Below are 26,255 nucleotides of genomic sequence, written 5' to 3' on the forward strand. Positions count from 1 at the left end.
CGATGGGACGCATCATCTGCTGCGGCCTCGGCCCAGGCGATCCGGACCTGATGAGCGTGCGTGCCGACCGCGTTGTGCGTGCCGCGAAGCACGTCGCCTATTTTCGCAAGAAGGGCCAGCCGGGGCAGGCACGCCGCATTGTCGAAGGCTTGCTCGCCGCAGACGTCAGCGAATATCCGATGGAATATCCGGTCACCACGGAAATCGCGTTCGACAGTCCGGACTATGCGCGCCTGCTGGCCGACTTCTATGACGAATGGGCCGAGCGCCTGGCGCGATTTGCGCGCGCGATCGACATCGTCGTGCTCTGCGAGGGCGATCCCTATTTCTATGGTTCGTTCATGCATCTGCATGCGCGGCTGCAGGGGCGTGTCGAGATCGAGGTGATCGCCGGCATTCCCGGCATGGTCGGCTGCTGGAATTCGGTGGGGCAGCCGATTGCGCTGGCCGACGATGTGACGACCGTTCTGATGGGGACGCTGCCGGAGGCGGAGCTCGCCGAGCGGATGCGCAGCTCCGACGCGCTGGTCGTGATGAAGACCGGTCGCAATCTTCCGAAGATTCGCCGCGCGCTGGCGTTCGCGGGGCGCCTCGATGATGCGTGGCTGGTCGAACGCGGCACCATGCCGGATCAGCGCGTCGCACGGCTTGCAGATGTCGGCGAGGCCGATTGTCCCTATTTTGCGATCGTGCTGGTGCACGGGCAGGGGCGGCGCAGGGAGGTCGCGCAATGACCGGCACGCTGACCATCGCGGGGCTCGGACCGGGCGCCGAGGCGCTGATCACGCCGGAGGTCGCTGCTGCGCTCGCGGCCGCGACCGACATCGTCGGCTATGCGCCCTATGTGACGCGCGTGCCGCCGCGCGCCGGGCTCACGCTGCATCCCTCGGACAATCGCGTGGAGTTGCAGCGCGCCGCTGACGCGCTGCGGCTCGCGTCGGAAGGAGGCCACGTCGTCGTGGTTTCCTCAGGCGATCCCGGCGTGTTTGCGATGGCATCGGCTGTGTTCGAAGCGCTGGAGGACGCGCCGCAATGGCACGACCTGCCGATTCGCGTTCTGCCCGGCGTGACGGCGATGCTGGCGGCGGCGGCAAGCGCCGGCGCGCCGCTCGGTCATGATTTCTGCGCGATCAATCTCTCCGACAATCTCAAGCCCTGGCCGCTGATCGAGAAACGCCTGCGGCTTGCGGCCGAAGCGGATTTCGCGATCGCGATGTACAATCCGCGCTCGGCCAGCCGGCCGGAAGGTTTTGGGCGCGCGCTCGAGATCTTGCGCGAGGCCGGCTGTGACGAGCGGATCGTGGTGTTCGCGCGCTCCGTCAGCACGCCCGAGCAGCGGATCGAGACGGTCGAACTGCGCGACGCAAGGCCAGACATGGCCGACATGCGGACGCTCGTGATCGTCGGCAATTCGGCGACACGGCGGGTCGGCCGCTGGGTCTATGCGCCGAGGCAGGTCCGATGACCGAGCCATTGCATCACCTCGCTCACGCTTTCCATCCGCGGCCTGTCGGGCAGCAGCGGCCGCGTGATCATGATAACGGGAAGGCCGAGCACGCGGGCGGCGTCGATCTTGGCGCGCGCGCCGGTTCCGCCGGAGTTGCGGGCGACGATCCACTCGATGCGACGTGCGCGCATCATCGCGAGTTCGCCCTCGAGCGTGAAGGGGCCGCGCGAGACGATGACGTCGGCATCGGGCAATGGCAGCGCTTGCTCGGGCGGGTCGACGAAACGCAACGTATAGGCATGCTGCGGCCGGTTGCCGAACGGCGCGATATGCTGGCGGCCGATCGCGAGGAACACGCTGGCGCGGCTGTCCGGCAAGGCCGCGGCTGCGGATACGACGTCCGCGACCTCGATCCAGCGATCACCGGAGGTTTTGTCCCAGGGCGCGCGTTCGAGCGCGAGCAGCGGCGTTGCGGTCTGCGCGCACGCCGCGATGGCGTTGCGGCTCATCTCGGCCGCGAAGGGATGCGTCGCATCGACCACATGCGTGATGGCTTCGCGTTGCAGATAGTCGGCAAGACCGCTGACGCCGCCGAAACCACCGCTGCGGACCGGCAATGGCTGGTCAGCCGGCGCACGGGTGCGGCCGCCATAGGAATAGACCGCGTCGATCCCCGCGCTTGCGATCGCAGCGGCGAGCAGATTGGCATCGGCCGTTCCGCCCAGGATCAGGGCGCGCATCATGGATAATCCCTGGTTGACCATCATCGGCATCGGCGAAGATGGCCTTGCCGGCCTCTCCGATGCAAGCCGAAAGGCGCTCCGTGAAGCCGAAACAGTTTTCGGCGGCGAACGGCACCTCGCGCTCGCCGGCATCGCCGACCGCGGCCGTGCCTGGCCGGTGCCGTTCGATGCGAACATCGTGCTGAGCTGTCGCGGCCGTCCGACGGTGGTGCTCGCGTCGGGCGATCCGTTCTGGCATGGCGTCGGCGGAAGCCTTGTCGAGAAGCTGCAGGCCGGCGAGTGGGTCGCGCACTCCTCGCCGTCGACGTTCTCACTGGCGGCGGCTCGTTTGGGCTGGCGTATCGAGAATGGTGTCTGTCTCGGTCTTCATGCCGCACCGTTTGAACGGTTGTTACCGCATCTCGTGCGCGATGCGCGGATCATCTGCCTGCTGCGTGACGGCAAGGCAGCTTCCGACCTTGCGCGCTGGCTGACGGAGCGTGGTTGGGGGGCGTCGGCAATATGGACGCTTGCGGCGCTTGGCGGACCGCGTGAATCTATCACGCAGCATCGCGCCGACTCGTATGCGGGTGATTCAGGCGAGAGCCTGGTCGCAGTCGCGCTGGAGGCGCGGGGAGCGCAGGGAATCGCAAGCAGCTCGGGTCTTGCCGATGCGCTCTTTGTGCATGACGGGCAACTGACAAAGCGGCCGGTCCGCGCGCTTGCGCTGTCGGCGCTTGCGCCGCGGCCCGGTGAGCGGCTGTGGGATGTCGGCGCGGGCTCGGGCTCGATCTCGATCGAATGGGCGCTGTGTGGAGGGACGGCGATCGCCGTCGAAGCCCGCACCGAACGCGCCGCCAACATCCGCAGCAATGCGGCGAGCTTCGGCTTGACGCATCGGATCACAGTCAGCGAGGGCGAGGCGCCCGGCGCTTTATCGGACCTCGCGGCGCCCGATGCGGTGTTCATCGGAGGCGGCCTCGACGCTGATATGTTCGATGCGATCTGGTCGCAGATCGCGCCGGGCACGCGGCTGGTCGCGCATGCGGTGACCCTGGAGACAGAGGCGCTGCTCTGCGATCTGCACCAGCGTCATGGCGGCGAGTTGATGCGGGTCGAGATCGCGCAGGCCGAGCCATTGGGCCGCTATCGCGGCTGGAAGGCCGCGCGGCCGATCGTGCAATGGAGCGCGCTCCGATGAAGGTCGCTGGTCTCGGATTCAGGCGCAATGCCAGTGTCGCGTCCTTGCGCGGCGCCCTCGACGCGGCCGGCGGTTCCGACGGCCTTGCGGCAATTGCAACGGTGAGTGACAAGGCCGATGCGGCGGCATTGAGGGACTTGGCGCGGGAATTGGGGCTGCCGGTCCGGAGCATTCCCGCCGGGGTCCTGGCTGAAATAAAGACTGCAACGCAATCCGAGTTCATCGAGGCGAGATTCGGAACGGGCTCGGTCGCCGAAGCTGCGGCGATCGCTGCAGCAGGGCGCGGTGCGCGCCTGATCTCGATCAGGACCGCGTCACCGGACCGGATGGCCGTTGCGGCGATCGCGGAAGGAGACGGCGAATGACGGTGCATTTCATCGGCGCAGGACCCGGCGCTGCCGATTTGCTGACCCTGCGCGGGCGCGATCTCATCGCCTCGTGCTCGGTTTGTCTTTATGCCGGATCGCTGGTGCCTGCAGGTGTGTTGGCGCATTGCCCGCCGGATACGCGCATCGTCAACACCGCGCCGCTCTCGCTCGACGAAATCATCGCCGAGATCGCTGCCGCGCATGCGGAGGGCAAGGACGTCGCGCGGCTGCATTCGGGCGATCTCTCGATCTGGTCGGCGATGGGCGAGCAGCTGCGCCGGCTGCGCGCGTTGCGGATTCCCTATTCGGTCACGCCGGGGGTGCCGGCCTTCTCGGCAGCCGCGGCGGCGCTGGAGGCCGAGCTCACGCTGCCGGGCCTTGCGCAATCGGTGGTGCTGACGCGCACGCCGGGCCGGGCGAGCGCGATGCCTGATGGCGAGACGCTCGCAGCCTTTGCCGCGACCGGCGCGGTGCTGGCGATCCATCTTTCGATCCATCTGCTCGACAAGGTCATCGCCGAGCTCACGCCGCACTACGGCGCGGATTGCCCGGTTGCGATCGTCTGGCGCGCGAGCTGGCCGGACCAGCGCATCGTGCGCGCCACGCTCGCGACGCTCGATACCGCCGTCGGCCCCGAGCTCGAACGCACTGCGCTCATTCTGGTCGGCAAGACGCTCGGCGCGGACGAATTCGCCGAGAGCCGTCTCTATGCAGCTGACTACGACCGTCGCTACCGTCCGGTCGGGGTGGCGCCGCGTTTTCCGGAATCATCGCAATGACCGCGGGGCTCGTCATCTCTGCGCCGGCATCCGGTGTCGGCAAGACGACGCTGACCCTGGCGTTGGCGCGCGCCTATCGCAATCGTGGTCTCAAGGTACAATGCCTCAAGAGCGGGCCTGATTACATCGATCCCGCCTTTCACGCGGTCGCCACGGGACGCCCGTCGGTCAACATCGATAGCTGGGCGATGGCGCGCGAAGCGATCGCGCATTTGGCAGGCCGCGGCGCGGACGCCGATCTCGTGCTGGCGGAAGGCTCGATGGGACTGTTCGACGGCGTCGCCGCGCGGGGCGTCTCGGGGACCGGCGCCACCGCCGACATCGCCGAGATGATGGAGTGGCCGGTGTTGCTGGTGATCGATCCCTCCGGTCAGGCGCAGACCGCGGCGGCGGTCGCGGCGGGATTGCGTGATTTTCGCGCCGGCGTTCGGCTTGCGGGCGTCGTCCTCAATCGCGTCGCGAGCGCGCGGCATGAAGCGCTGGTGCGCAATGCCATGGAAGGTGCGGGCATTCCGGTATTGGGATCGCTGCCGCGCCACGCCGAGATCGCCTTGCCGAAGCGTCACCTCGGCCTGGTACAGGCCGAAGAGCAGGCTCAAATCGACGGTCTGATTGACGAAGCCGCACGCTTCGTCGCCGAGCATGTCGATCTCGACGCCGTGCTGCGATCGGCGCGCGTCTGGTCGCCACAACCAGCCGTGCGTGGGCTGGACATCACGCCGCCCGGCCAGCGCATTGCGCTGGCGCGCGATGCCGCATTCTCGTTCGTCTATCCGCACATGCTGGAAGCCTGGCGCGCGGCCGGCGCTGAGATCGTGACGTTCTCGCCGCTTGCGGACGAAGGCCCCGACTCGGGCGCCGATGTGTGCTGGCTGCCCGGCGGCTATCCCGAGCTGCATGCCGGCCGACTTGCGGCCAACAGGCGATTTTTCGGGCGGCTCCGCGCCTTCGCCGCGACGCGGCCGGTGCACGGCGAATGCGGCGGCTACATGGTGCTGGGCGCCGCGCTGACCGACGCCGACGGCGTGCGCCACGAGATGGCGGGCCTGCTCGGCCTTGAGACGAGCTATGCCAAGCGCCGCATGCATCTGGGCTACCGGGTCGCCGAGCTTGCCGCACCGATGCCCGGCCACGGCCCATGCGCACGGCTGCGCGGCCACGAGTTTCACTATTCGACGATCATCGCGCAGCCCGACACGCCGCTCGCGGTGGTGCGTGATGCGACCGGTACGATCGTTGCGGAGACCGGATCGCGGCGCGGCTGTGCGACGGGTACATTCTTCCATCTGATTGCGGAGGACCGGTGAGCGGATTCGTTTCCTTCGTCTCGGCCGGTCCCGGCGATCCCGAACTCCTGACCATGAAGGGAGCGGCTCGGCTACGCGAGGCCGATGTGGTGCTCTATGACGATCTCGCCTCGGGCGCGATCCTCGATCTCGCGCGCTCCGGCGCCAATCTCGTCGCGGTCGGCAAGCGCGCCGGCCGCCTGTCGGCGAAGCAGCACCATGTCAGCCGGCTGCTGGTCGATTATGCCGCCGCCGGCGTGCGGGTGGTGCGGCTGAAATCCGGTGACGCCGGCATTTTTGGACGGCTCGAGGAGGAGATCGAAGCGCTGCGCGTGGCCGGCATCGGCTACGAGATCATTCCCGGCGTGACCTCGGCGTCGGTTGCCGCCGCGCAGGCCGGCATTCCGCTGACGCGCCGGTTGACCTCGCGCCGGGTCCAGTTCGTCACCGGCGCCGATGTGACAGGCGAATTGCCTGCGGACCTGAACTGGGCGGCGCTGGCCGATCCGGAAGCGACCACCGTCGTCTATATGGGGCGGCGGACCTTCCCGGCATTGGCCGCAAGGCTGATCGCGCACGGCCTCGCGCCCGACACTCCCGCACTGCTGGCGGAATCGCTCGGCCACGCCGACGAGCGGCTGCTTCGCACCACGATCGCAGCGCTGGCCGAACAGCTCACGCAGGCAGGCGCGGCCACGGCGGCTGCCGTTATCCTGTTCGGTGCGCTGGCGACGGAACGAGGGTGACGCGGCTATGTTGACGCTGTCTCTGATCGGCATCGGTTGTGGTGATCCCCGGCAGCTCACTTTCGCCGCGACCGCCGCGATCAATGCCGCCGACCTGATCCTGATCCCGCGCAAGGGGACGGCGAAGTCGGATCTCGCCGAGTTGCGTCGCACCATCTGCGCGGAAGCGTTGAGCAACGACCGCACACGCATTGCCGAGTTCGACCTGCCGGTGCGTGACGCCGGTGAGGAGGACTATCGCAAGGGCGTGGACGATTGGCACGATGCGATCGCCGCGACGTGGTCGAAGGAAATCGCGCGCCATCTCGGCGGGGAGGGACGCGTCGCCCTGCTGATCTGGGGCGATCCCTCGCTCTACGATTCGAGCCTGCGGATTGCGCGCCGGCTCGATCCGTTGCCATCGATCGAGGTGATCCCGGGCATCACGTCGATCCAGGCGCTGTGCGCGGCGCATGCGCTGCCGCTTAATGAGATCGGCGAGCCGTTCCTCGTCACGACCGGCCGGCGGCTGCGCGAGGGCGGCTGGCCGCCCGGCCTCGACACCGTGGTCGTGATGCTCGACGGCGGCGCCGCCTTCCAGACGCTGGATCCTGCCGGACTGCAAATCTGGTGGGGCGCCTATCTCGGCATGCCCGATCAGATCGTCATGGCGGGAGAACTGGCAGAGGTGGGTCCTCGCATCGTCGCCGCGCGACGCGAGGCGCGTGAGCGGCACGGCTGGATCATGGACAGCTATGTCCTGAAGCGGAGATCGTGATCCGGATTTTGCTCCGGCGGCATTCCATGCAGCGGGGCCGCTAGGTCTTCAACCCGCGAATCGAGGGTTGGATGGTCAGGCGGTAAGCGACAAGCTTGTCGCCATCGAACTGCTCGAGGGTCGTCTCGCAAACCGGGCAGCGATACTCGCCCTCACTTCCTGACCTGGATGCCAGCTCAAGGCGTCGGAATCCAGCCCCGCAACGCGGGCATGTGACGTCGTCCTTCTTCATCAACTCACCCCAGAACAACACCGGCGCTCCTTCTTAGCGCAGACCGCGCGGCGGAACTATGTTCATGGCCGGAGAGCTACCGGATCATTCGTGCATGGAAGCGGCGGTGCGTCGTCGAGCGGGCGACAGCGCAGCCGATCGCGCGGAGCGCGTGGCCGATTTTCAACGCATTATGCAAGTTCGGCAATGGGTTATGGCTCGGTTCTTAAAGAGCATGGGCCGCCGGACCGTGCAGCAATAGTGACTGCCATGTCGTTGTGTTCGAGAGAAATGCTGCGTCTGCTCAATACCACGCGCGATCGCCGGCACGCCCGAGGCCCACCGGCGATCAATCGTGATCAGCTATTGCCTGATTAGACGAACCACGTCCTGTCGCAGCAGGTAGAGCGAGACGGCGAGCAGAACGACGTCCTTCATCAGGAACGGCACGTTGCCGGTCATCGCGGGGAAGCCACCGGCGGCAACGTCCCAGCCATCAGGCATGAACGGAATGATGGTGACCGTCGCGATGAAGGTTCCGGTCGAGCCGAGGGCGCCGAGCACGCCGAGCCGCTTGTCCCAGAAGCCCGCGAGCAGCAGCGAACCGAACGTCCACTCCGAGGCGCCAAGGAAGTAGCTGGCGCCGGCGTGGCCGAACGCTGGGTACAGCCACCAGATCAGCGGCCCGTTGCTGATGAACGGGACCAGCCGTTCGAACTCGTACGGAAACCACTTCTGGTAACCGAAGAACAGGAACATGATCACCATCGCGGCCCGGACGACGTGATAGTCGAGATCTTCCGCGAGCAGGCCGGACCTATGAAGCGCGCGGACAAGCGGATTTTGTGTGGTGTTGGCAAGCGTGGTCATGGTCGTGATCCTTTTCGCGTGACATCGCCCGGTCGCTTCACGCGACTGCCGGGAAGTCGATGTCGGTGTCGTTGATGCGGTTGAAGACGTTGGTGAAGACCGTGGTCGCAAACGCCAGGCTGATCTCGACCAGCTGTGCGTCGCTGTAGCCGGCGGACTTGATCGCGGCGAAATCCCCGTCGCTGACGGTGCCGCTCGACTGCGCGAGCTTGCGGACGAAATGCACGAGCGCATCGCGCCGGGCGTCACCGGTCGGCGCTCCGTTGCGGATCTGCTTGAGCACATCGGCATTCACGCCGGCGAGCCTGGCGAGATGCGAATGCGCGGCGACACAATAATCGCAGCCGCCGGCTGCGCTGATCACGAGCTTGACGACCTCCAGGTCGCGCCGGGGCAGGCTGCCGCCGGTCAGCACGGCATCGGCCGCGAGGATCGACTTGAGCGCGGCCGGACCGTGGGCCGCAATCGCCGCGTAGGTGTTCGGGACGGCGCCGATCGCCTTCTTGATCTGGGCGTAGATCTGGCCCGACGGGCCGGTATCGCTTTCGAGATTGGGGGTTGAGAGACGAGACATGGTGGCACTCCTTGTTCGGGGTGGTGAACGATTGCGGAGTGACATTAGGATCGAGATTTGAGACATTGAATGTTCATATTGCTCGTTTATATGCTCAATCGTCTCAAGTGCTGCTTCAGGGGAATTTGGCTATGGATTGGCTGAGCCGGCTGTTCGAGATGATGCCGGTGCGCGGGCGGCTCGACCTGCGCTGCAGCTACAGCGTCCCCTGGCGTATCGAGCAGGGACCGGGTGTAACCAGTGAAATCCCCTATCATGCGGTGCTTGCCGGCTCGGCGATCCTGGACGACGCCGCGGGCGGACGGCCGTTGCTGCTGAAGCCCGGCGATATTCTCCTGCTTCCCGGCAACCCGCGACACGTGATGCACGACGGAAGCGGGGCGACACCGCTGCCGGCGCGCAACCGGGCAGCGGAGAATTTCACGATCAGCGAAAACCTCGGATCGGACGAACGGCTTGACCTGTTGTGCGGGCACTTCGCGATTGCTCCGCCACACGACCGTCTGTTGCGCAATTATCTTCCGCCGCGTCTTGTCGTGCATGCCGGCACGCGTGCGGGAAAGGGAACGGCTGCGCAGCTCGCCGGGCTCGTGTCCCTGATGCGCAGCGAAACGGCCGACGATCATCTGGGCGGCCACGCCATGCTGAATGCGCTATCCACGGCAATGTTCGCGCTTGTGCTGCGGCTTGCCAGCGAGACCGATGCAACGTCACGGGGACTTCTCGCCCTGGTCGGCGATCCCAGGCTCGCACCGGCCGTGGCCGCCATGTTCAAGGAGCCCGCGCATGCGTGGTCGCTGCCGGAGCTCGCACGGCTTTGCAACATGTCGCGCGCGACGCTGGCGCGGCAGTTCCAGGACAAGCTCGGGCGATCGGCCAGCGATCTGCTCACCGATATCAGGATGACACTTGCGGCAAACGAGTTGAAGGGATCATCGCTTTCGACCGGCGCCGTTGCGGAGATGGTCGGGTATCAATCGGAGGCCGCCTTTCAGCGCGCCTTCAAGAGCCACATGGGCGTGACGCCGGCGCAGTGGCGAAAGACGCAGCCGCCGGAACACGACGTGTCGTTGGAATCTGCCGTGCCGGCTGATCGGAAAGGCAGTTCGCCGACTGTGGATGCGTAGCGTCCCCCGTGCCTCGCGTACGTTTCGGTGCGAGGCGCAGAGGCGCTAGATCAAGATTTGCGATGCCTTGCGTTGACCGCGATCGCGGCGGCGGCGGTGCGGTTCTCGACGCCGAGCTTGGCGTAGATCTGCTCGAGATGCTTGTCGACTGTGCGCGGGCTGAGGCCGAGGATCTGCGCGATGTCGCGGTTGGTCTTGCCCTTGGAGAGCCAGGACAGCACCTCGCCCTCGCGGGTGGTCAGGCCGAGCTCGCTGGAGAACTCGGCCGGCATGTCGCCGCTGGTGTCCTTGGCGAGCCGCAGCAGGAATTCGTTCGGGCCGAGCTTGCCCATATATTGCAGCCGAAGCTGCTCGTTGCCGGGGAACGACGCCATGGTCGCGGTCTTCGATCCGGTCTTGCCTTTCTGCGCCTGTTCGAGCCATTGCGGCATCGGATCCGGCAGCACGAAATTGTCGGCGGCGTCGGCGAGCGTATCCGACAGCAGTCGCTGTGCCTGCGGCGTCGCCCACAGCAGCGCGCCGGCGCTGTTCACGGCGAGCAGATAGCGGCCGGAGACATCGAGCGCCGCGCGGGCGCTTTGCGTCATCCGCGCATTGGCGAGATGGACTCGGATGCGCGCCAGCATCTCCTCGACCACGATCGGCTTCGTCACATAGTCGACGCCGCCGGCCTCCAGCCCGCGCACGATGTGCTCGGTCTCGGCGAGACCCGTCATGAAGATGATCGGCACGCCGTCAAGCCCGGCATCGCGCTTCAGCCGCCGGCAGGTCTCGAAACCGTCCATGCCGGGCATCACGGCATCGAGCAGCACGATATCGGGCGTGATCTGTTCGACGATGCGCATCGCGGAGGCACCGTCAAGTGCGACCATCACGGTCATGCCGGCGCCGTCGAGCGCGTCGGTGAGCAGGCGCAACGTCTCCGGAGAGTCGTCGACGACGAGCGCGACGTCGCGCTTCTTCTGTTCAATGGTCATAGCTGTGCAATGTCTTCAACGTCGCCATATATTGATCGAGATCGAACCGGTCGATCAGCGTGCGCATCTGGCCGACGAAGTCGGCATGTTCGGGACACTCGTTGCCGATCTCGTCGAGCTTGAGCTGGATCGCCCTGACATAGCCGAGCTGGCCGAGGCTGATCAGTTCTTCGACATATTTCACCGGCGGCCGCGAACCGCTCTCGGGCTTCCATTGCGGAGGCGCGGCCGGCTCGGCCTCATACTGCCACTCGATCTTGAGCAATTGGCGGATGGTCTCGAGCAGCCGCGGGATGTCGATCGGCTTCATCAGGTAGCCGTCATGGAATGGTTGCGCCAGCGGCGCGCCATGCGCCTCCAGCGCGCTGGCCGAGATCATCAGGATCCGCGCCTGGTGATGGCCTTCGGAGCGCAAGGTTTCGGCGACCGTCCAGCCGTCCATGCCCGCCATCGAGATATCGAGCAGGAACAGGTCCGGCCGGCAATGCTGCGCGAGCGCAAGACAGCCTGGCCCGTCCGGCGCGCTGAGCAGGATGAAGCCGAGCGGCGTCAGGATCTCGCGCAGGAGGTCGCGGTGGGTCGGGTCGTCGTCGGTGATCAGGATGGTCTTGCGCGGACCGTGATAGCCGTACACGGGAGCATCGACCGGTGCATCGCGCCGCGGATTGGTGACCTCCGACAGCAGCAGCTTGACGCGGAACGTGCTGCCGGTGCCGACCATGCTCAAAACCTTGATGTCGCCGCCCATCACACCCGCGAGCAGGCGGCTGATGGTGAGGCCAAGCCCGGTGCCGGTCTGCGGCTGGCTGACACCGAGCGCGCCGCGCTCGAACGGCGCGAAGATCCGCTCGAGGTCGTCGGGCTGGATGCCCGGCCCGGTATCGATCACCTCGAACTCTGCGACCGGGCTGCGGTAATGCACCACGAACTGCACCTGGCCGGATTGCGTGAACTTGATCGCATTCGACAGCAGGTTGATCAGGATCTGCCGCAGCCGCTTCTCGTCGGCATAGACGACGACGGGCAGCACGGCCGGCCGTTTGAACACGAAGTCGATGCCTTTTGCTGCGGCTTGCAGGCGGAACATGCCGACCAGCTGCTCGAGGAAATCGTTCAGCCGCACTTCGTCGCGCGACAGGTAGAGCCGGCCGGCCTCGATCTTGGAGATATCGAGGATGCCGTCGATCAGCCCAGACAGATGATCGGCGCTGCGGCGGACGACGCGCACTTGCTCGCGCGGCCGCACCTGCAGGCTATCGTCCTGCTCCAGCAATTGCGCGTAGCCGGAGATCGCATTCAGCGGCGAGCGCAGCTCGTGGCTGAGGCCCACGACGTACCGGCTCTTGGCGAGATTGGCTGACTCGGCGACTTCCTTGGCGCGCTGCAGTTCGGCATCGGTGCGCTTGTGGGCGTCGATCTCCTGGATCAGCAGCGTGGTCTGCCGCCGCGTTTCCGCTTCCGCGGCGCGCCGGCTCTGTTGCGCCAGCACGAACAGCCAGGCGACGACGCCGATGATCAGGGTCAGCGCAAAGAACACCTTCCAGAGCACGTCGGCCAGCAATTCGTTGGCATGCACGGCTGCCGTGGTCTGCAGGTAGATCAGGCCGAGCACCAGCGCCACGAGGCCGGCCGAGACGGCGAACACGCCGAGGTAATGCCCGAGCTGTGAATTGAGGCGGGCGTAGATCGGCTGCGGCATCACCTTGCCCAGCGCGTCCGAGACCTGTGCGCCGATCCGGCCATGCGGCTTGCAGAGGTCATGGCAGCGTGCGTCGAGCGAGCAGCACAGTGAGCAGATCGGGCCGGCATAGGCCGGGCAGGAGGCCATGTCCTCGGGCTCGAACGCATGCTCGCAGATACAGCACTGGATCGATTCAATGTTCTGCCAGCTCCGCTTCGGCTTGCGGGCGATGTAGTACTTGCCGTCGGTGGCCCAGGCGATCAGGGGAGCCGTGACGAACGCGACCGCAAGCGCAACGAAGGCCGACAGCGCCTTCGCGGTCGGGCCGAACAGGCCGTAGAACGCGCTGATCGAGACCACGGTGGCGATCGTCATCGCGCCGACGCCGACCGGATTGATATCGCAGAGATGGGCGCGCTTGAACTCGATGTGCTGCGGCCGCAGGCCGAGCGGCTTGTTGACGACGAGATCGGCCACCAGCGCGCCGACCCAGGCGATCGCGACGTTGGAGTAGAGCGCGAGCGTCTGCTCCAGCGCCTTGTAGACGCCGATCTCCATCAGCAGCAGCGCGACGACGACATTGAACACCAGCCACACCACGCGGCCGGGATGCGAGTGGGTGAGGCGGGAGAAGAAATTCGACCAGGCGATCGAGCCGGCATAGGCGTTGGTGACGTTGATCTTGACCTGCGACAGGATCACGAACGTCCCGGTCAGCGCCATTGCCAGATCCGGCTGCGACAGCACGTAGCGGAACGCTTCGAGATACATGTTGGCCGGCTCGGCCGCGTGCTCGGCCGAGACGCCGTGGCTGAGCGCGAAGAAGGCCAGGAACGAACCGGCCAGTAGCTTGAGCGCGCCGAGCACGATCCAGCCGGGACCGGCGCTCAGCAGCGCGATCCACCAGGCCTTGCGCGAGGTGCGGCGGTCGCGCGGCAGAAAGCGCAGGAAGTCGACCTGCTCGCCGATCTGCGCCACCAGCGCGAACACGACGGAGGCGGCGGTGCCGAACAGCAGCAGGTCGAGATTCCCTGCGGGATCGCCGTGATCGCCGGCGAATTTGCGCCACTCGGTGAAGGAATGCGGATTGGCCCAGGCGATCGCCGCGAACGGCATGATGTGGAGGATGATCCACAGCGGCTGGGTCCAGAGCTGGAAGCGGCTGATCAGCGTGATGCCGTAGATAACCAGCGGAATGATCACGACTGCGCTGATCAAATAGCCGATCGGCCGCGGGATGCCGAAGCACATGTCGAGCGCGCTGGCCAGGATCACCGCCTCGATCGCGAAGAAGATGAAGGTGAAGGAGGCGTAGATCAGCGAGGTGATGGTCGAGCCGATATAGCCGAAGCCGGCGCCGCGGGTCAGCAGGTCGATGTCGATGCCGCTTTTCGCGGCATGGTAGGCGATCGGCAGCCCGCAGAGGAAGATGATGACGCTGACGACCAGGATCGCGGCGGAGGCATTCATCGCGCCATAGTTCAGCGTGATGGTGCCGCCGATCGCCTCCAGCGCGAGGAAGGAGATCGCGCCGAGCGCGGTGTTGGCGACGCGGGCGGCGGACCAGCGCCGCGCGCTCTTGGCGGTGAAGCGCAGCGCGTAGTCTTCCAGCGTCTGGTTGGCGACCCATTGATTGTACTGGCGCCTGACGCGGTCTATCCGCTGCCGCCCTGCCACTCGTTTGAACTCCTGGTCCACGATGCGCTGATCGCGGGCAAATCCCGTACCAAAAACCTACGTCGCTATTTTGCGGTGCAGTATACGCGATCTCACGTATCAGTGCGCTGCACAAAAGTGAGCAATCCTCGCCTGATCAATAAGCGTTCTCGAACCAGATGGGGTGCTCATGTCAGACGAACCAAAACCAGGCCTGAAGTCTCCGCTCCGGCGCAAGCTCTTGATGGGAATGGCGGCATTGCCGGCCGTTTCGATGCTGGGCCGTCCGGCATTTGCCGACGTTCCTGCAACCTCTGCGGTCAACACCACGGGTCTTGCAGTCACCGATAGCGAAGTCACGGTCGGCATCCTGCATTCCGTCACCGGCACCATGGCGATCTCCGAGACCGGGTCGGTCGAGGCCGAGAAGCTCGCGATCGAGCAGATCAATGCCGCCGGCGGCGTGCTCGGCCGCAAGATCAAGTTCATCCAGGAAGACGGCGCCAGCGACTGGCCGACCTTCGCGGAAAAGGCCAAGAAGCTGCTGGTCAACGACAAATGCGCGGCCGTGATGGGCTGTTGGACCTCGGCCTCGCGCAAGGCGGTGCTGCCGGTGTTCGAGCAGTACAACGGCATGCTGTACTACCCGACCTTCTATGAAGGCCTCGAGCAGTCCAAGAACGTGATCTACACGGGGCAGGAGGCGACCCAGCAGATCATCGCCGGTCTCGACTGGGTCAACAAGACCAAGGGCGCCAAGAGCTTCTACCTGCTCGGCTCGGACTACATCTGGCCGCGCACCTCGAACAAGATCGCGCGCAAGCACATCGAGAACCATCTGCAAGGCTGCAAAGTGGTCGGCGAGGAATACTTCCCGCTCGGCTCGACCCAGTTCAACTCGGTCATCAACAAGATCAAGCTGACCAAGCCGGACGTGATCTACGCGATCATCGTCGGCGGCTCCAACGTCGCATTCTACAAGCAGCTCAAGGCGGCCGGCATCGACTTGTCCAAGCAGACGCTGCTCACGATCTCGGTCACCGAGGACGAGATCGACGGCATCGGCGGCGAGAACATTGCCGGCGCCTATGCCTGCATGAAGTACTTCCAGTCGCTCGACAATCCGAACAACAAGGCCTTCGTGCCCGCGTTCAAGAAAATGTGGGGCGAGAAGACCGTGATCGGAGACGTCACCCAGGCTGCATATCTCGGCCCGTGGCTGTGGAAGTTGACGGTGGAGAAGGCCGGCTCCTTCGACATCGACAAGGTGGCGGCGGCGTCGCCCGGCGTCGAGTTCAAGGGCGCGCCGGAAGGTTACGTCCGGATCCACGAGAACCATCACCTCTGGTCGAAGACCCGCGTCGGACGCGCCAAGGCCGATGGCCAGTATGAGCTGATCTACGAGACCGCCGATCTCGTCGAGCCGGATCCGTTCCCCAAGGGCTACCAGTGAGCCAGTAGCCCTCATGAGCGGGGCGATATGCGGGACCGTCCCGGGTATCGCACCCGCTCACCCGGGCTACGAAGCTCCACAACGCATCGTGGCGTGGACGTCATCGTCCACGCCACGGAACGAGCGTCGCTTGACCGGCGGCGCGTGCCCCTTGGAATGACGGAGGACCAGATGTTCGGCGACTATTCGATCAGCGATCTCGGCGCCATCCTTGCGATGCAGGGATTTGCCGGGCTCATCCTGTTCTCCGTCTATGTGCTGATGGCGCTGGGGCTTGCCATCATCTTCGGCCAGATGGGCGTCATCAACATGGCCCATGGCGAGTTCATGATCCTGGGGGCGTACGTCACCTGGATGACGTCGAACGCCGTGCAGCACGTCGCGCCCTGGCTGTTCCCCGGTTACTTCTTCATCGCAATGATCCTCGCGTTCATTGCGTCAGGCGCGCTCGGCATGCTGGTCGAGTGGGCGCTGATACGCCATCTCTACAAGCGTCCGCTCGACACGCTGCTGGCGACCTGGGGCCTCAGCCTGATCCTGCAGCAGGCCTATCGTTCGGTCTTCGGCGCGCGCGAGGTCGGCGTCGAACTGCCGGAATGGATGATGGGCTCCTGGCAGGCGACCGACTCCATCCAGATTCCGATCAACGGCATGTTCGTGATGGCGCTGACCATCCTGATCACGATCGCGGTCGCCTATGTGCTGTTCTGGTCAAGCTGGGGCAAGCAGGTACGCGCCGTGGTGCAGAACCGCGTGATGGCGGGCGCCGTCGGCATCAACACCGAGAAGGTCGATCGTTACACCTTTGGCCTCGGCTGCGGCATCGCCGGGATCGCCGGCTCGGCCTTCACCATGATCGGCTCGACCGGACCGACCGCCGGCCAGCTCTACATCGTCGACACCTTCCTGGTCGTCGTGTTCGGCGGTGCGGCTTCGCTGTTCGGCACCATCGCCTCCGCCTTCTCGATCTCGCAGACCCAATCGACGCTGGAATTCTTCCTGTCCGGATCGATGGCCAAGGTGATCACGCTGCTGACGATCGTCGCGATCCTGATGGTGCGTCCGCAGGGGCTCTTCGCGCTCAAGGTCCGCAAATAAGAACAAGCAGGCTGGTCATGATCATCAACTCGCGCTTTTTCAATCGCTCCGAACTGCTCGGCTTCCTTGCGCTCGCGGTGCTGTTGTTTCTCGTCCTGCCGCTGTCGCTGGATATCTTCCGCCTCAACCTCGTCGCCAAATATTTGACCTACGCCTTCGTCGGGATCGGCCTCGTGCTGTGCTGGGGCTATGGCGGCATCCTGAGCCTGGGGCAGGGCGTGTTCTTCGGCCTCGGCGGCTACTGCATGGCGATGTACCTCAAGCTCGAGGCGTCGTCGGTCGCGAACACCAAGATCCAGTCGACGCCGGGCATCCCCGACTTCATGGACTGGAACCAGCTCACCTCGCTGCCTTTCTTCTGGAAGCCGTTCCACAGCTTCCCGGTCACGCTGCTTGCGATCTTGCTGGTTCCCGCGGTCTTCGCGCTGATCATCGGTGCCGCGATGTTCAAGCGCCGGGTCGGCGGCGTGTACTTTGCCATCATCACGCAAGCGATCGCCGCGATCCTCACTATCCTGATTGTCGGGCAGCAAGGCTACACCGGCGGCATCAACGGCATTACCGACTTGCGCACGCTGCACGGCTGGGACATCCGCACCGATCACGCCAAGTTCATTCTGTATTTCGTCGAGGTTGTGCTGCTGTTCGGCTGCATCTGCGTCGCGCAGTTCATCCGCCTGACAAAACTCGGGCGCATCCTGGTGGCAATGCGGGAGCAGGAGGATCGCGTGCGCTTCTCCGGTTACAGCGTCGCCAACTTCAAGATCTTCGCGTTCTGCGCCGCGGCGGTGTTTGCTGCGATCGGCGGCGCCATGTTCACGCTCGAGGTCGGCTTCATGTCGCCATCCTTCGTCGGCATCGTGCCGTCGATCGAGATGGTGATCTACACCGCGGTCGGCGGCCGGATGTCGATCTTCGGCGCGGTCTGGGGCGCCCTCCTGGTCAATTTCGCCAAGACCAGCCTCTCAGAGTCCTTCCCGCAGCTCTGGCTGTTCGGCCTCGGCGCGCTGTTCATCGCTGTCGTACTCGCATTCCCGAACGGGCTCTCCGGCATCTGGGCGGACCACGTCCAGCCGCGCATCGATCGCCTGCTGGCATCACGCAAATCGAAATCGGCGGCCGGCCTGATCGCCGACGGCGCACCGGCCGAGTGAGGAGGGATCATCATGCTCGTCGGCCATCAGCCCAAGGACTTCCTGCTCGCGGTCTCCGGTCTCACTGTGTCCTTCGACGGCTTCAAGGCGGTGAACGATCTCTCCTTCTATGTCGAGGAGAACGAGATCCGCGTCATCATCGGCCCGAACGGCGCCGGCAAGACCACGGTGCTCGACCTGATCTGCGGCAAGACCAGGGCGACGTCAGGCTCGATCCAGTTCCGTGGCCAGGAGCTGACCAGGTTGCGCGAGAACGAGATCGTGCAGGCCGGGGTGGGACGCAAGTTCCAGACGCCGTCGGTGTTCGAGGATCTCACCGTGTTCGAGAACCTCGAGATTTCCTTCCCGCGCGGCCGCACCGTGTTCGGCTCGTTGACCTTCCAGCGCGACGATACCGTCAGGCAGCGGGTCGAGGAGGTCGCCGAGATGATCTTCCTGAAGGACAAGCTCAATACTTATGCCGACCAGTTGAGCCATGGCCAGAAGCAGTGGCTCGAGATCGGCATGCTGCTGATCCAGGACCCGGACCTCCTAATGCTCGACGAGCCGGTCGCCGGCATGAGCGTGTCCGAGCGCGCCAAGACGGCCGAGCTGCTCAACCGCATCATCAAGGACCGTTCGGTGCTGGTGATCGAGCACGACATGAAGTTCGTCGAGGACATCGCGCACAAGGTCACGGTGCTGCACCAGGGACAGATCCTGTCCGAGGGGACGATGGAGCACGTCAAGAACGATCCGAAAGTCATCGAAGTGTATTTGGGCCACTGAGGAACTGGGACGATGCTGGCAATCAATGATCTTCACGTCGCCTACGGCCAGAGCGAGGTGCTGCACGGCCTCAACGTCTCGGTGGCACCCAACGAGATCGTCGCGATCATGGGCCGCAACGGCATGGGCAAGACCACGCTGATGAAGTCGCTGATGGGCATCCTGCCGGCCAAGAGCGGCAAGGTGACCATGGACGGCACCGAGCTCGGCGCGATGAAGAGCTACGAGCGGGTCGCGAAGGGGCTCGCCTATGTGCCGCAGGGTCGCATGATCTTCTCCACGATGACGGTGAAGGAGAACATCGAGACCGGGCTCGTGGTGTCAGGCGGCTCCGAGGTACCGGGCGACATCTATAAGCTGTTTCCGGTGCTGCTCGAGATGAAGGGCCGCCGCGGCGGCAATCTCTCGGGTGGACAGCAGCAGCAGCTCGCGATCGCCCGCGCGCTGGCGACCAAGCCGAAGGTGCTGCTGCTGGACGAGCCGACCGAAGGCATCCAGCCGTCGATCATCAAGGACATGGCGCGCACCCTGAAGCGGATCCGCGACGAGCGCGGGCTGTCGATCGTGGTCTCCGAACAGGTCCTGAGCTTCGCGCTCGACATCGCCGACCGCGTGCTCGTCATCGAGAACGGCGAGATCGTCCGCGACGATCCGCGCGCCAGCGTCGATGCCGCGCAGATCTCGAAATATCTGTCTGTGTAACCACCAGTAAACGAAGGGGAGCAATGCGATGCCAGATACACTGATCAAGGTCGATCTCAGCAAGTCGGCCTATGAAAACGACAAGATCCATAACCGCTGGCATCCGGAGGTTCCGATCGTCGAGTGGGTCAGCCCCGGCGACGACTTCATCATCGAGACCGTCGACTGGACCGGCGGCTTCATCAAGAACAACGATTCAGCCGACGACGTGCGCGATATCGATCTGTCGATCGTGCACTTCCTGTCCGGCCCGATCGGCGTCAAGGGCGCCGAGCCCGGCGATCTCCTCGTCGTCGACCTGCTCGACGTTGGTCCGTTGAAGGAGAGCCTGTGGGGCTTCAATGGCTTCTTCTCCAAGCAGAATGGCGGCGGCTTCCTCACCGACCATTTCCCGCTGGCACAGAAGTCGATCTGGGACATCAAGGGCCTCTACACCTCGTCGCGGCACATTCCCGGCGTGAACTTCGCCGGCTTGATCCATCCCGGCCTGATCGGCTGTCTGCCCGACGCCAAGATGCTTGCCGCATGGAACGCACGCGAAGCGGAACTGATCGCGACCAACCCGACCCGCGTGCCGGGCCTCGCCAACCCGCCGTTCGCGCCGACCGCCCATGCGGGCCGGGCCAAGGGCGACGTCAAGGCCAAGATCGGCCTCGAGGGCGCCCGCACCGTGCCGCCGCGCGAGCATGGCGGCAATTGCGACATCAAGGATCTGTCGCGCGGCTCGAAGATCTACTTCCCGGTTTATGTGCCGGGCGGCGGGCTCTCGATGGGCGATCTGCATTTCAGCCAGGGCGACGGCGAGATCACCTTCTGCGGCGCCATTGAAATGGCCGGCTGGCTGCACATCAAGGTCGATGTCATCAAGGACGGCGTCTCGAAATACGGTATCAAGAACCCCGTGTTCAAGCCGTCGCCGATCACGCCGAACTACAAGGACTATCTGATCTTCGAAGGCATCTCGGTCGACGAGGCCGGCAAGCAGCACTATCTCGACGTCCACATCGCCTATCGCCAGGCCTGCCTGAACGCGATCGAATATCTGAAGAAGTTCGGCTACTCCGGCGCCCAGGCCTACTCGATCCTCGGCACCGCGCCGTGCCAGGGCCACATCTCCGGCGTCGTCGACGTGCCGAATGCCTGTGCCACGCTGTGGCTGCCGACGGAGATCTTCGACTTCGACGTCATGCCGTCGTCGGCGGGACCGATCAAGCACATCAAGGGCGACGTGCAGATGCCGATCTCACCGGACAAGTGATCCTTTAGGTGATCCCTGCGCGAAGGGTGCGGGACGGCTGCGTATCGGCCGCCCCGCATCCATCGCCGAATGTCACGCACGACTGCGCAAGGATTAAGGAAATGCCGATCTACGAATATCTCTGCAACGACTGCGGCCCGTTCACCGACATGCGGCCGATGGCGGAATGCGACCTGCCGCAGGACTGCCCGCAATGCGAGGCGACGTCGCTGCGCGTGATCCTCACCGCGCCGGCGTTCTTCTGCATGCCCTCGGACAAGCGCAAGGCGCACGCCACCAATGAGCAGAGCCGGCACGCGCCGAAGACGCTCGATCAATATAAGGCCGCGCACGGCCCGGGCTGCGGCTGCTGCTCGACGGGAAGGAAGAAGCCGGCACGGCTGATGACCAAGACCAAGAGCGGCGCCAAGGGGTTTCCCACCGCGCGTCCCTGGATGATCAGCCACTGACAGCGCAGCCAATCGTCGGCTTTCCTCAACTGGCGCTGCTTCGTCATGGCCGGGCTTGTCCCGGCCATCCACGTCTTTCTTGTCCGATTGAAGCAAAGACGTGGATGCCCGGCACAGGCCGGGCATGACGGAGAAACAGGCTCTCAGGCCTGTTCGGCGACCTTCAGGGCCTCGGTGCGGATCTCTTCCACCAGCCGCTCCTTCAGGGCGACGAATTCGGGCGTGGTCTTGATCTTGTAGGACCGGGGATGCGGCAGGTCGACCGCGATCTCGGCCTTGATGCGGCCGGGCCGCGCGCTCATGACGATGACGCGGCTGCCGAGGAAGATCGCTTCCTCGATGTCGTGGGTGACGAACAGCACCGTCTTCTGGTCGCGCTCCCAGATGCCGAGCAGCATCTCCTGCATCAGTGCCCGCGTCTGGTTGTCGAGCGCGCCGAACGGCTCGTCGAGCAGCAGGATCTTCGGATCGTTGGCCAGTGCCCGGGCGATCGCGGTGCGCTGCTGCATGCCGCCTGACAGCTGCTTGGGCCAGTGATTTTCGAAGCCCGACAGCCCGACCCGGCGAATGAACGCGTCGGCGATCTCATGGCGTTCTTCTTGCGCAACGCCGCGCTCGCGCAGGCCGAATGCGATATTCTCCCGCACCGTCAGCCAGGGGAACAGAGTGTAGGACTGGAACACCATGCCACGGTCGGCGCCGGGGCCGGTGACCTCGCGCCCGTCGAGCGTGACCCGTCCGCTGGTCGGCCGGTCGAGCCCGGCGATGATCCGGAGCAGGGTGGATTTCCCGCATCCGGAGGGGCCGAGGATGGTGACGAAGTCGTTGTCGCCGACGTCGAGCGTGGTCGGCTCAAGCGCTCTCGTCGGCGCGTTGCCGGCACGAGCGCGGAAGGTTCGCGAGACCTGATCGATCCTGAGCGCGGTCATGCGAGCTTCCAGGGGAACAGCCAGGCGTTGAAGGCCTTGAACAGGAAATCGGAGATCAGGCCGATCAGCCCGATCACGATGATGCCGAAGATGATCTGGCCGGTGTTGAGCAGCGCCTGGCTGTCGGTGATCATGTGCCCGATGCCGGATGACGAGCCGATCAGCTCGGCTACGATGACGTAGGTCCAGGCCCAGCCCAGCACCAGCCGGAGGATTTCAGCGATCTCGGGCGCAGCGGAGGGCAGCAGCACGCGGCGGATGATGCCGCGGTCGCGGGCGCCGAGCGTATAGGCGGCCTCCACCAGGTCGCGCCTTGTGGCACCGACGGTGACGGCCACCATCAGGATGATCTGAAACACCGCGCCGATGAAGATCACAAGCAGCTTCTGCAACTCACCGATGCCCGCCCACAGGATCAGCAGCGGGATGAAGGCGGATGCCGGCAGATAGCGCGCAAAGGACACAAACGGCTCGAGAAAGGCCTCGATTGGCTTGTAGGCTCCCATCAAAACGCCGAGCGGCACCGCGATGACGGCAGCAAGCACAAACCCGCCGATCACGCGCCAGATCGTCATCCCGATGTCGAACAGAAAGCCCTGCTTGGCGAGCAGCTCATAGCCTTCCTGCACCATGGTGAGCGGGTTGGCGAGGAAGGTCTTCGACACGTGGCCGCCGAACGTTGCCCAGGACCAGAGGGCGACGAACAGCACGAAGAAGGCGAGGCCATAGGCCACGCGCTGCTTCGATGTCGTGGGCTCGAGAGGACGCATCAGATGATCCGGGCGTAGCTTATGCGCCGGTCCCGCCCGCTGTGTCGCGATGCGGGACCGGTGGAAAGGGTTGCTGCGTTACTTGATGAAGCTGGCGTCGTAGATGTCCTCGACCTTCGGCGCGGCCTTGATGATGCCGACCTCGAGCAGCAACTCAGCGGCGTCCTTGTTGAAGGTGAGGAAGTCGCCGGCGAAGAATTTCTGGTTGGCGGCCTTGTCCTGCCAGCGCAGGTACTTTGCCGAGTTGCCGAACTGCTCGCCGGTCTGCTTCACGTCAGCGCCCATGATCTCGTAGGACTTGGCCTGGTCCTTGGCGATCATGTCGAGCGCCTCGAAATAGCTGTTGGCCAGCGCCTGCGCAGCTTTCGGATTGTCGGTCAGGAATTTCGGCGTGCAGCCGAAGGTATCCATCACGATCGGGTAGTCGAGCGTGGTCGCGATGATCTTGCCCTTGTCGGGAGCGGCGCGCACGGTCGACAGATAGGGTTCGTAGGTCATCGCGGCATCGTTCTGGCCGGAGACGAAGGCCTGCGCCGCGGCGGCGGGCTCCAGATTCACCACGGTGACGTCCTTCACCGTGAGGCCGTTCTTCTTCAGCATCCAGGCCAGCGCGAAATAGGGCGAGGTACCCGGCGCCGATGCCGCGACGGTCTTGCCCTTGAGGTCCTTGATCGCGGCGACGTCGTTGCGCACGGCCATGCCGTCGGCGCCATAGCTCTTGTCGAGCTGGAAGATCTGCTTGGTCGCGACGCCATTGGCGTTCCAGGAGATCCAGGTCTCGACCGTGGTGGCCGCGCACTGGATGTCGCCCGAGGCGATCGCGAGATGGCGGTCCTTCTGCGGAATCTTCTTCAGGGTCACGTCGAGGCCGTTCTTCTTGAAGATGCCGGCCTCCTTGGCGAGCGTCAGCGGCGCGAAGCCGGTCCATCCGGAGATGCCGACGCCGACCTTGACGTCATCCGCGAACGCGCCCGTGGACGCGAGCAACACTGCGATTGCGGGCAATAGCTTGAAGGAACGCATGATTGTCGACCCCTTGAACGATGGATTGAACCCAGTTGATGTCTTCACGTCAGTCGCGGCGGATTGCCGCATGAAGCATGTCGGCGGACGATGGCCCATGATGCATTGCATGAAATATGCCGCGCAAGGCGTCCTCAGCCTCCCTTGAAGCGAGCCACCAGGCGATGCGTCTCGCCCGGATAATGCAGCCGCACCGCCGTCACCGTGCGTGCGCTGCGCCAGGTGTAGCGGTCGATCACGAGGCAGGGCGCGCCGACCGCGATGTCGAGCGCCTTTGCCGTGCGGTCGTCGGCGACGACGGCGCTGATCGTATGCTCGGCTTCGGTCCACGGCACGTGGTGCAGCAGCCATGATCCCGGCGGTTCGCGGGCGAAGTCCGCGGTTGCAGCTTCCGGGACCGTGGAGAGATCGATCAGTCTGTCCTCGACGGCGAACGGCACATTGTCGGCGCTGTGCCGGCAGGCGATCGCGACTACCTTGCCGGCCGTGCTGACGCCGAGCCGGGCGCGATCGGCCGATGTCGCGGTACGCCGCCGGCATTCGATCAGCTGATAGCCGTAGCTGCGGCCGAGCGCGGTGATCTCGGCGCGGATGTCGGCGATCTTGAGCACCGCCGACAGATGCTGCGGACGGCGCACGAATGAGCCGGCACGCCGCCGCCGCTCGATCAGGTCGGCCTGCGCCAGTTCCGACAACGCCTTGTTCACCGTCATGCGCGAGCAGCGATAGCGCGCCATCAGCTGGTGTTCGAAGGGGATGCGATGCCCGGGCGGCCATTCGCCGGTCAGGATCCGCGTCTCGATGTCGAGCCGGATGCGCTTGTAGAGTGTCGGCTTGTTCGCCGCGCCGGGCTTGGCCTGGTCGGAGGCGAGACTCATGCGACGAGCCTCCGCACGCTCGCATTGAACCGCTCGCGCGCCTTGTCGCGCAGCCGGTGCCGTCCGCCCGCGACCACCTTGTCGCCGCCGGCCCAGACGCAGTCGATCGCGTCGCTGCCGGTTGCAAACAGCCAGCCGTCGAGAACCGCATCGCCCGACCGTCCCGCGAGGGACGGATGCGCGGTGTCGAGGCTGACGATGTCGGCGCGCGCGCCGGGCGCAAGCCCGGCCTTGGTCTGTGCCAGAGCCTGCGCGCCGCCAGCGAGCGTCTGGTCGAACAGGGCGCGGCCGGTGGATGTGCCGGGACGCCCCGAGAGCACATTGCGCTCGCGGTGTTTCAGCCGCTGACCGTATTCGAGCTGGCGCAGTTCGTCGGCGACGCCGACCAGCACATTGGAATCGGTTCCGATGCCGAACCGGCCGCCCGCGGCGAGGAATTCGCGCGCCGAGAAGATGCCGTCGCCGAGACTTGCTTCGGTGACGGGGCAAAGGCCGGCAACCGCGCCGCTGCCGGCGAGTGCATTGACTTCCTGCTCCGTCATGTGGGTCGCGTGAATGAGGCACCAGCGTCGATCGACGGGCGCATGTTCGAGCAGCCATTGCACCGGCCGCTGTCCTGACCAGGCAAGGCAATCCTCCACCTCGCGCACCTGTTCGGCGGCGTGGATGTGGATCGGGTCCGCCCCGGCAAGCGGGATGATCGCCGCCAGCTCATCCGGCGCCACGGCGCGCAGGCTATGCGGAGCGATGCCGATGTTGGCGCCGGGAAGTTTTCGGATTGCCTCGCGCGAGGCGGCCATCAGCGCGGCGAACTGATCGACCGAGCAGATGAAGCGACGTTGCCCGGCATGCGGTGCGGCGCCGCCGAACGTGCTGTGAGCATAGAAACTCGGCAGCAGCGTGAGCCCGATGCCGGAGGCGTCGGCGGCCTCTGCGATGCGTACGGCCATCTCGGCGAGATTGGCGTAGGGCGCGCCGTCCCGATCATGATGCAGATAGTGAAACTCGCCGATACGGGTAAAGCCCCGCTCGAGCATCTCGACATAGAGCAGGGTGGCGACGGCTGTGACGTCGTCCGGCGTCATGGTCAGCGCGAACCGATACATCGTCTCACGCCAGGTCCAGAACGTATCGGTCGTGTCGCCGCGCAGTTCGGCAAGGCCGGCCATGCCGCGCTGAAACGCGTGACTGTGCAGGCTCGCCAATCCCGGAACCGCCATTTGGTGACGTTCGTCGCCGGCGCTGGGCGCAACGCCCGCCGTCACCGAGGCGATCGCGCCATCGACAACGACGACCTGCACGTCATTGGCCCAGCCCGAAGGCAGCAGCGCGAATGCGAAATGCAGTCGTGTCATTTTTTCACGCCGGCTG

Annotated in this window: 26 protein-coding genes; 16 read left to right on the forward strand and 10 right to left on the reverse strand. The window is 65.2% G+C overall.

All coding sequences use genetic code 11. The annotated features are described in order from the left end of the window. The first annotated feature begins 2 nt into the window (after nt 1-2). Nucleotides 3-734, forward strand: a complete 732-nt coding sequence (locus ACVW1B_RS07815) for a precorrin-2 C(20)-methyltransferase (protein WP_253609410.1) — start codon at nt 3-5, stop codon at nt 732-734. Further along, a complete protein-coding gene (gene cobJ / locus ACVW1B_RS07820; RefSeq protein WP_168857099.1) occupies nt 731-1,465 on the forward strand; it encodes a precorrin-3B C(17)-methyltransferase in 735 nt (244 codons plus the stop codon). Before ACVW1B_RS07815 ends, cobJ begins: the two co-directional genes overlap by 4 nt. Here the strand turns inward: cobJ and ACVW1B_RS07825 are convergent. Continuing rightward, nucleotides 1,441-2,190 carry a cobalt-precorrin-6A reductase gene (locus ACVW1B_RS07825; RefSeq protein WP_253609409.1) on the reverse strand — a complete coding sequence of 250 codons (750 nt, stop codon included), beginning with the start codon at nt 2,188-2,190 and terminating at the stop codon, nt 1,441-1,443. The two genes, cobJ and ACVW1B_RS07825, sit on opposite strands and share 25 nt — an antisense overlap. On the opposite strand from ACVW1B_RS07825, the gene cbiE reads away from it, so the two are divergent. From cbiE to cobF, 6 genes are read left to right on the forward strand one after another with little or no spacing between them, the layout of a single operon-like run. Beyond that, nucleotides 2,189-3,370: a precorrin-6y C5,15-methyltransferase (decarboxylating) subunit CbiE gene (cbiE, locus tag ACVW1B_RS07830; protein WP_456791901.1), complete on the forward strand. Its 1,182-nt coding sequence runs from the start codon at nt 2,189-2,191 to the stop codon at nt 3,368-3,370. The two genes, ACVW1B_RS07825 and cbiE, sit on opposite strands and share 2 nt — an antisense overlap. Further along, nucleotides 3,367-3,735: a cobalamin biosynthesis protein gene (locus ACVW1B_RS07835; RefSeq protein ID WP_176936762.1), complete on the forward strand. Its 369-nt coding sequence runs from the start codon at nt 3,367-3,369 to the stop codon at nt 3,733-3,735. Before cbiE ends, ACVW1B_RS07835 begins: the two co-directional genes overlap by 4 nt. After that, nucleotides 3,732-4,517, forward strand: a complete 786-nt coding sequence (gene cobM, locus ACVW1B_RS07840) for a precorrin-4 C(11)-methyltransferase (RefSeq protein ID WP_253609407.1) — start codon at nt 3,732-3,734, stop codon at nt 4,515-4,517. The genes ACVW1B_RS07835 and cobM overlap by 4 nt, the downstream gene beginning before the upstream one ends. Beyond that, complete coding sequence (locus ACVW1B_RS07845; protein ID WP_253609406.1) at nt 4,514-5,824, forward strand: cobyrinate a,c-diamide synthase; 1,311 nt, start codon at nt 4,514-4,516, stop codon at nt 5,822-5,824. Before cobM ends, ACVW1B_RS07845 begins: the two co-directional genes overlap by 4 nt. After that, nucleotides 5,821-6,549, forward strand: a complete 729-nt coding sequence (cobA, locus tag ACVW1B_RS07850) for a uroporphyrinogen-III C-methyltransferase (RefSeq protein ID WP_253609405.1) — start codon at nt 5,821-5,823, stop codon at nt 6,547-6,549. The genes ACVW1B_RS07845 and cobA overlap by 4 nt, the downstream gene beginning before the upstream one ends. A 7-nt stretch (nt 6,550-6,556) precedes the next feature. Beyond that, the gene (cobF, locus tag ACVW1B_RS07855) at nt 6,557-7,306 is read left to right on the forward strand and encodes a precorrin-6A synthase (deacetylating) (RefSeq protein WP_253609404.1); all 750 of its coding nucleotides are present in this window, start codon (nt 6,557-6,559) and stop codon (nt 7,304-7,306) included. Nucleotides 7,307-7,880: 574 nt separating this feature from the next. Here the strand turns inward: cobF and ACVW1B_RS07860 are convergent. Further along, nucleotides 7,881-8,387 (reverse strand): YkgB family protein, encoded by a 507-nt coding sequence (locus ACVW1B_RS07860; protein WP_057015903.1) that lies wholly within the window; start codon nt 8,385-8,387, stop codon nt 7,881-7,883. Nucleotides 8,388-8,424: 37 nt separating this feature from the next. Then, a complete protein-coding gene (locus tag ACVW1B_RS07865) occupies nt 8,425-8,961 on the reverse strand; it encodes a carboxymuconolactone decarboxylase family protein (RefSeq protein WP_456791902.1) in 537 nt (178 codons plus the stop codon). A gap of 131 nt (nt 8,962-9,092) precedes the next feature. Here ACVW1B_RS07865 and ACVW1B_RS07870 point away from each other — a divergent pair, with 131 nt between their 5' ends. After that, complete coding sequence (locus tag ACVW1B_RS07870; protein WP_456794076.1) at nt 9,093-10,088, forward strand: AraC family transcriptional regulator; 996 nt, start codon at nt 9,093-9,095, stop codon at nt 10,086-10,088. A gap of 50 nt (nt 10,089-10,138) precedes the next feature. Here the strand turns inward: ACVW1B_RS07870 and ACVW1B_RS07875 are convergent, their stop codons facing one another. Next, nucleotides 10,139-11,065: a response regulator gene (locus ACVW1B_RS07875; protein ID WP_225161586.1), complete on the reverse strand. Its 927-nt coding sequence runs from the start codon at nt 11,063-11,065 to the stop codon at nt 10,139-10,141. Next, on the reverse strand, nt 11,055-14,423 hold the full coding sequence (locus ACVW1B_RS07880; protein WP_456821463.1) for a hybrid sensor histidine kinase/response regulator: 3,369 nt from the start codon (nt 14,421-14,423) through the stop codon (nt 11,055-11,057). The genes ACVW1B_RS07875 and ACVW1B_RS07880 overlap by 11 nt, the downstream gene beginning before the upstream one ends. A gap of 169 nt (nt 14,424-14,592) precedes the next feature. Between ACVW1B_RS07880 and urtA the strand changes: the two genes are divergently transcribed. From urtA to ACVW1B_RS07915, 7 genes are all read left to right on the forward strand, one after another. Further along, nucleotides 14,593-15,855 carry an urea ABC transporter substrate-binding protein gene (gene urtA, locus ACVW1B_RS07885; RefSeq protein ID WP_057015907.1) on the forward strand — a complete coding sequence of 421 codons (1,263 nt, stop codon included), beginning with the start codon at nt 14,593-14,595 and terminating at the stop codon, nt 15,853-15,855. 171 nt (nt 15,856-16,026) lie between these two features. Further along, nucleotides 16,027-16,953 carry an urea ABC transporter permease subunit UrtB gene (gene urtB, locus ACVW1B_RS07890; protein ID WP_076833517.1) on the forward strand — a complete coding sequence of 309 codons (927 nt, stop codon included), beginning with the start codon at nt 16,027-16,029 and terminating at the stop codon, nt 16,951-16,953. Nucleotides 16,954-16,970: 17 nt separating this feature from the next. Further along, nucleotides 16,971-18,107 carry an urea ABC transporter permease subunit UrtC gene (urtC, locus tag ACVW1B_RS07895; protein WP_092079986.1) on the forward strand — a complete coding sequence of 379 codons (1,137 nt, stop codon included), beginning with the start codon at nt 16,971-16,973 and terminating at the stop codon, nt 18,105-18,107. 12 nt (nt 18,108-18,119) lie between these two features. Then, a complete protein-coding gene (gene urtD / locus ACVW1B_RS07900; protein WP_057015909.1) occupies nt 18,120-18,875 on the forward strand; it encodes an urea ABC transporter ATP-binding protein UrtD in 756 nt (251 codons plus the stop codon). A 12-nt stretch (nt 18,876-18,887) separates the two neighbouring features. Beyond that, on the forward strand, nt 18,888-19,577 hold the full coding sequence (urtE, locus tag ACVW1B_RS07905; RefSeq protein ID WP_253609398.1) for an urea ABC transporter ATP-binding subunit UrtE: 690 nt from the start codon (nt 18,888-18,890) through the stop codon (nt 19,575-19,577). 28 nt (nt 19,578-19,605) lie between these two features. Continuing rightward, nucleotides 19,606-20,835: a formamidase gene (gene fmdA, locus ACVW1B_RS07910; protein WP_253609397.1), complete on the forward strand. Its 1,230-nt coding sequence runs from the start codon at nt 19,606-19,608 to the stop codon at nt 20,833-20,835. Between the two features lie 101 nt (nt 20,836-20,936). After that, complete coding sequence (locus ACVW1B_RS07915; RefSeq protein ID WP_253609396.1) at nt 20,937-21,284, forward strand: FmdB family zinc ribbon protein; 348 nt, start codon at nt 20,937-20,939, stop codon at nt 21,282-21,284. Between the two features lie 143 nt (nt 21,285-21,427). Here the strand turns inward: ACVW1B_RS07915 and ACVW1B_RS07920 are convergent, their stop codons facing one another. The 5 genes from ACVW1B_RS07920 to ACVW1B_RS07940 form a co-directional block, all read right to left on the reverse strand. After that, nucleotides 21,428-22,213, reverse strand: a complete 786-nt coding sequence (locus ACVW1B_RS07920) for an ABC transporter ATP-binding protein (protein ID WP_456821464.1) — start codon at nt 22,211-22,213, stop codon at nt 21,428-21,430. Beyond that, complete coding sequence (locus tag ACVW1B_RS07925) at nt 22,210-22,983, reverse strand: ABC transporter permease (protein ID WP_018270830.1); 774 nt, start codon at nt 22,981-22,983, stop codon at nt 22,210-22,212. Before ACVW1B_RS07925 ends, ACVW1B_RS07920 begins: the two co-directional genes overlap by 4 nt. Before the next feature lie 78 nt (nt 22,984-23,061). Further along, nucleotides 23,062-24,006 (reverse strand): ABC transporter substrate-binding protein, encoded by a 945-nt coding sequence (locus ACVW1B_RS07930; protein WP_438079709.1) that lies wholly within the window; start codon nt 24,004-24,006, stop codon nt 23,062-23,064. Between the two features lie 134 nt (nt 24,007-24,140). After that, nucleotides 24,141-24,884, reverse strand: coding sequence for a histidine utilization repressor (gene hutC / locus ACVW1B_RS07935; RefSeq protein WP_283062382.1), 744 nt, complete (start codon nt 24,882-24,884; stop codon nt 24,141-24,143). Then, nucleotides 24,881-26,239: a formimidoylglutamate deiminase gene (locus tag ACVW1B_RS07940; RefSeq protein WP_253609391.1), complete on the reverse strand. Its 1,359-nt coding sequence runs from the start codon at nt 26,237-26,239 to the stop codon at nt 24,881-24,883. Before ACVW1B_RS07940 ends, hutC begins: the two co-directional genes overlap by 4 nt. Nucleotides 26,240-26,255 lie beyond the last annotated feature (16 nt).

The organism is Bradyrhizobium sp. USDA 4502, from assembly GCF_054063355.1.